This window comes from Herbaspirillum sp. RV1423 (genome assembly GCF_000577615.1).
In the GTDB taxonomy this organism is placed as follows: domain Bacteria; phylum Pseudomonadota; class Gammaproteobacteria; order Burkholderiales; family Burkholderiaceae_D; genus Herbaspirillum.
Genome location: NZ_CBXX010000075.1, coordinates 1 through 4554 on the forward strand (window position 1 = coordinate 1; position 4554 = coordinate 4554).

6 protein-coding genes, 1 pseudogene and 1 riboswitch are annotated in these 4554 nt (G+C 53.4%); of the genes and pseudogenes, 1 reads left to right on the forward strand and 6 read right to left on the reverse strand.

The window, feature by feature from the left end; genetic code table 11:
* Positions 1 to 195, forward strand: a pseudogene (locus tag RV1423_RS30460) (hypothetical protein); the annotation flags it as partial.
* A 4-nt stretch (positions 196 to 199) separates the two neighbouring features.
* On the opposite strand, the gene RV1423_RS28015 reads toward RV1423_RS30460, so the two are convergent.
* From RV1423_RS28015 to RV1423_RS28035, 6 genes are all read right to left on the reverse strand, one after another.
* Complete coding sequence (locus RV1423_RS28015; protein WP_034303924.1) at positions 200 to 481, reverse strand: hypothetical protein; 282 nt, start codon at positions 479 to 481, stop codon at positions 200 to 202.
* Between the two features lie 272 nt (positions 482 to 753).
* Positions 754 to 1077: a DUF190 domain-containing protein gene (locus RV1423_RS28020; protein ID WP_034303926.1), complete on the reverse strand. Its 324-nt coding sequence runs from the start codon at positions 1075 to 1077 to the stop codon at positions 754 to 756.
* A gap of 19 nt (positions 1078 to 1096) precedes the next feature.
* Positions 1097 to 1381, reverse strand: a complete 285-nt coding sequence (gene crcB / locus RV1423_RS29580; RefSeq protein WP_306411581.1) for a fluoride efflux transporter CrcB — start codon at positions 1379 to 1381, stop codon at positions 1097 to 1099.
* Between the two features lie 128 nt (positions 1382 to 1509).
* The gene (locus RV1423_RS28025) at positions 1510 to 1854 is read right to left on the reverse strand and encodes a DUF190 domain-containing protein (RefSeq protein ID WP_034303927.1); all 345 of its coding nucleotides are present in this window, start codon (positions 1852 to 1854) and stop codon (positions 1510 to 1512) included.
* Entirely contained in the window at positions 1847 to 3190 is a 1344-nt protein-coding gene (locus RV1423_RS28030; protein ID WP_034303928.1) for a voltage-gated chloride channel family protein, read from the reverse strand. The genes RV1423_RS28025 and RV1423_RS28030 overlap by 8 nt, the downstream gene beginning before the upstream one ends.
* 73 nt (positions 3191 to 3263) lie before the next feature.
* Positions 3264 to 3337: riboswitch (Fluoride riboswitch) on the reverse strand.
* Between the two features lie 49 nt (positions 3338 to 3386).
* On the reverse strand, positions 3387 to 4373 hold the full coding sequence (locus RV1423_RS28035; protein WP_231502539.1) for a COG4280 domain-containing protein: 987 nt from the start codon (positions 4371 to 4373) through the stop codon (positions 3387 to 3389).
* Between the last annotated feature and the right edge of the window lie 181 nt (positions 4374 to 4554).

The following is a 4554-nucleotide window of genomic DNA, read 5'->3' on the forward strand; positions in this document are numbered from 1 at the left end:
ATGACACATACCGTTCTCAATGGTGCGAGACTGGTCGCTCACCCTGACGAAACAGACATCTGGGAGGCTGCTGACGAGTTAATTTCAGAATTTCATGATTGGTCGACTACCTTTGCAAGATTTGCAGAACAACTGAATCCGCTGATCGATTTAACTCCCGAAAAAGAACTTCCGCAAAGTAACAAAGGCTGCTGATGCATCAATACGGTTGCACTGTACACCAGGTGCAATTGGTCCCTAACCAATCCAATAGATGCAATAGTTGCTCATCCACACTGGCATCATTCAACGCGAGGACGCACAAGAGCGTGAGCAAGCTCATCAGCATCAGGCTCTCCTGCCAATGGCGGAGACCGATAAGATACGAACGCCGGGTTCGCCGCGAAACATTTTTTCTGTCGTAGATATTCATATTGAGATCCTCTGAGATGTTCTTAGTGCTGCCCAGGCAGGTGGTTATTTTCCTCATGCCTTCGCTCATGGTCATTCCATAGGACGAAGCGTCGACTCGCTGTAACGATCAACCAAAGCCACGTCAAGGCCGTCAGAATCAACAGACCAAGCAATATGCGGGGACTTAGCCTGCTGACTCGATATAAGCCAACCTAACTGGCAAGCAATAAAAGATGAATCGCCGTCAGCCCTAGAATCTGAAGATTTAGTTTGCTACGCTTACTCCGGATCTCCTGATTGTTATCGTCGCAGTGTTCAGCGAGATGAGGTGTTTTGTTATGCATGTCTCCTCCTGTCTGATCAGCTTTCAGGGGTTCCGATTGAGCCGAATTCAACAGCAGTCTTGACGTAAAACACAGAGACGCCTTCCTTGGCTAAAGCATCGAATAGCGTGTCAGCAGTCTTTTCGTCGACCGCCATCGTGACTTCGATGGGTTGATCGGCCAGCTCAAAGAAATGCGCGGAATGGAAATGACTATCGCGCCCGAAACTCTCGCTGCCGGCCAGAATGGTGGCGCCGCGGGTGCCGTGCGCCTGAGCAAACTGGAGCAACCATTCGGCCAACTGTTTGCCGGCATGCTTGCGATCTTGTTGCGTAAAAAACGTAATCTGAAAGCCTTTCATTGCTATCTCCTGATGATTGTTATTGCCGTGTCAGCACCACTGTTGTGATGCCGAGAAATGTCATTGCCAATGCACCCGCGACGTGCAAGGTGATCGCACCGAACGCCCACATCAGCCGTCCAGATTGCAGTAATGAAACGACTTCCTCTGAAAAGGTGGAAAACGTCGTCAATCCGCCTAAAAATCCCGTCACCACGAACAGTCGCCACTCTGGTCCAAGCGTCGGATGTGCTCCCAGATAGGCAATGGCTACGCCGATCAGGTAGCAGCCCACAAGATTTGCGGTGAGCGTGCCAAACGGAATGACCTAAAACACGCCATTGAGCTTGCTGCTCGGTAGCCAGCGCATTAGGCATCCAGCAGCGCCGCCCAGACCAATGACCACGATCGATTTCAGCATTCCATCGCCTCTTTATTGGTGTCGCCTACGTGCTAATTCTCCAAAGGCAATTCGCATTTAAATAGCACTGCACGCACTTTTTGCAATTCCTCCGCATGGTCGTGGAGATATTTGCGCAGATGTTTTTCCGTATCGATCAGCTCCAGGCACTGGGGATGCCGCATTGACGAGACCTCCGGGTGATGAACACTGAGCTTTTCGCCCGCCAGGTAGCCAGCATCGATGTGATGCAACATGGCTTGCTGGATGCCGGCGCGGCGCGCCACCGCCAGTAAATGATGGGCAAGCGCCGGTGCGGACAGGCGATGCCAAAAGCGTGTGGCCTTGGCTTTGGCCGAGATAGGGAAATACAGTCGCAATGCAGTCAGTTCACTCATGATGGGATTGGTCTTTGGTGGATGTAGTGGATGCTTCGTTTTCTTGATGCTTTCTTTTGAGATCGGCCTTGTAGGCGTTCATCTCGGCGATTTTCATGCCCTCAGGCATGGGCCGATGCTTGGGGTGTCCCACGCGCTGCGCGTGATAAATGCCGGTATGGCCGGAGAACAGATAGCTGACGATGCAGGCTAAGGCCGCGAATGGTCCAATTTCAGGACCAAACAGCTCGATGGCCATGATGGTCGAGGCAATAGGCGTGTTGGCCGCACCCGCAAATACGGCGACGAAGCCGATACCGGTCAGCAAAGAAAATGGAAGATGGAGTAACGGCGCCAGGGCGTTGCCGAGCGTCGCACCAATGTAAAACAGTGGCGTCACTTCGCCGCCTTTGAAGCCGGTTCCCAACGAAGTCACGGTGAACACCATCTTGGCAAAGAAATCCCAAGGGGCTACCGGTTGCTGGAACGATTCCACGATCACGGGAATGCCCAAGCCGATGTATCGCTGGGTGCCGATGGCCCAGACAGCCACAGCCACAATGACGCCGCCTATAAGTGGACGTAGAGGCGCATAGCTGATGCGGCGCTTCATGAAAGCGGACAGGCCATGCGTGGTATTGGCGAACAGCATGCCGACTAGCCCAAAGATAATGCCCGCGACGATGACAGACACAACACTCCAGAACGCAATGGGTGTCATCCCTGTCATCGCATAGTGGGTATGGTGCACGCCCCAGGCGAGTCCGATCTGGTCGGCGGCAATGGCCGCCACAAAACACGGAAAGATGGCGTCATAGCGCATGCGGCCAATGGCCAGCACTTCCAGACCGAAGATTGCACCGGCCATGGGTGTGCCGAACACCGAGGCGAAACCGGCACTGATACCCGCCATGAGCAGAATGCGACGATCCTCCTGGCGCAACTTGAAAAGATGGGTCAGCTGGTCGGCCAGCGCACCGCCCATTTGCACCGCAGTTCCTTCCCGACCGACAGAGGCGCCGAACAGATGAGAGACGACGGTACCGATCAGCACCAGCGGCACCATGCGTAGCGGCACTACCTTCTTGGGATCATGGATTTCGTCGATAAGGAGATTATTGCCGGCCTCAACAGGCTTGCCGGTGTGCAGATAGAGCCATCCCACGGCGAAACCGGCGAGCGGCAATAGCCAGATAACCCATGGATGGGCTTCGCGCCAGTTGGTAGCGTATTCGAGGGAGAAGAGAAAAAATGCCGATGCAGTGCCGGCGAGCGCGGCAATGACGCTTGCGATAATGCACCACTTGCCGATATACGGCAGTAGATCGAGTTGCTCAGGGTGTTTGTAGTGTTTCATGTTGCCAGGTGTCGAGTAAATCAGCCTGGCGAACAAAGACTTTGGGCGAATACCTACAGTCCCGGCTTACCAGGTATCTGTAGGCATCATCAGCTCCGGCGTGATGCCGGTGGCGGTTCAAGGAGGAATGCCATCTCCTGTTTGGGATATTAACAAGTTTTCAGAAATGGGACAACTTTCTTCAATCTCCTGTTCTTTAGGATCGCGCAGCTCGCACGGCGCTCATTCCCAGCATCAGTACAAAGCCGATAAAAAAGACCACGGAATCCGTCGTCATGGAAACATTCACCCGGCTAGCAGCACCCCAGGCAGCAATCACCCATATGAGAATGCCGGCGGCCAGCATGCCATCGTCAACAAATAGCCCGACCAGCTCATGCCAGATTGTCTGCAACCAGCCAGTTGGCGAGGCTTTCTTTACTTTTTTCACGGCGGGCGTGTCGGCTCTTGGTTGTGCTTTGCAGATCATCAGAAGGACGTGGGCGAAGATGAAATAGCCGACGATCAGCGCAACGATGGCCCAGTCGGCTCCGGGCCATTCAATATGGACACCTTCGCCCACCCAGAACGTGCCGAAGGCGGCGAGCAAAATACCAACGCAAAACTTCAGCGCATTTTCAGGAATATTACCCAGAGGACGATGCAGCCATAGCCCAAGCAAGACTACCAGGACTAAGGCCGCAATAGCTCCGACAGACGCCGGAACAATAAGCTGGCCACTAGCACCAATAGCGATGACAATAAAAACGACCTCAATTCCTTCCAGCATAACAATCTTGAAGGCCGTCAAAAAAGCGACTTTGTCCCAAGCGCCTTGAACATCAGGGAGCGACTGGTGCAATTGCGCCGTTTCCTTGGCGTAGGTAGCCACTTCGTCATGCAAGGCAATGACACCCGCGGATCTTAAAATTGCTTTACGCAACCAGCGCAAACCAAAAAGCAAAAGCAATGTGCCGACGACTAGCTGAATGGTCGGCAGCGGCATCTCCGCTAGTGAACGCCCAAAGGCCAGTACCATTCCTGCAAGCAAGGCCAATGCGCTGACGGTGCCTGCAATGGCGGCACGCCAGCCTCGCACTATACCGACCGCCAAAACGACCGTCAGGGCCTCGATGAATTCGACAAACGACGCCAGGAATGAGGCCAGAATTGTCGGTGCTGCATGCGCCAAGTTGAGTAACAAGCTCATCCTCCTTTTGAAGTAGCGAGTGTCGATACTAAAGATGGGCGTGTGCGAATTTTTGTGTAAACGGGGTTTCGTTTAATTCATAGAAATACGTTCACCGAACTGGATGGTGAACCTAGTTAGCGCAGCTTTCCAATCCCGGATTGGCAGTGTCCACTTTTTACTGATGTTGCGCAAT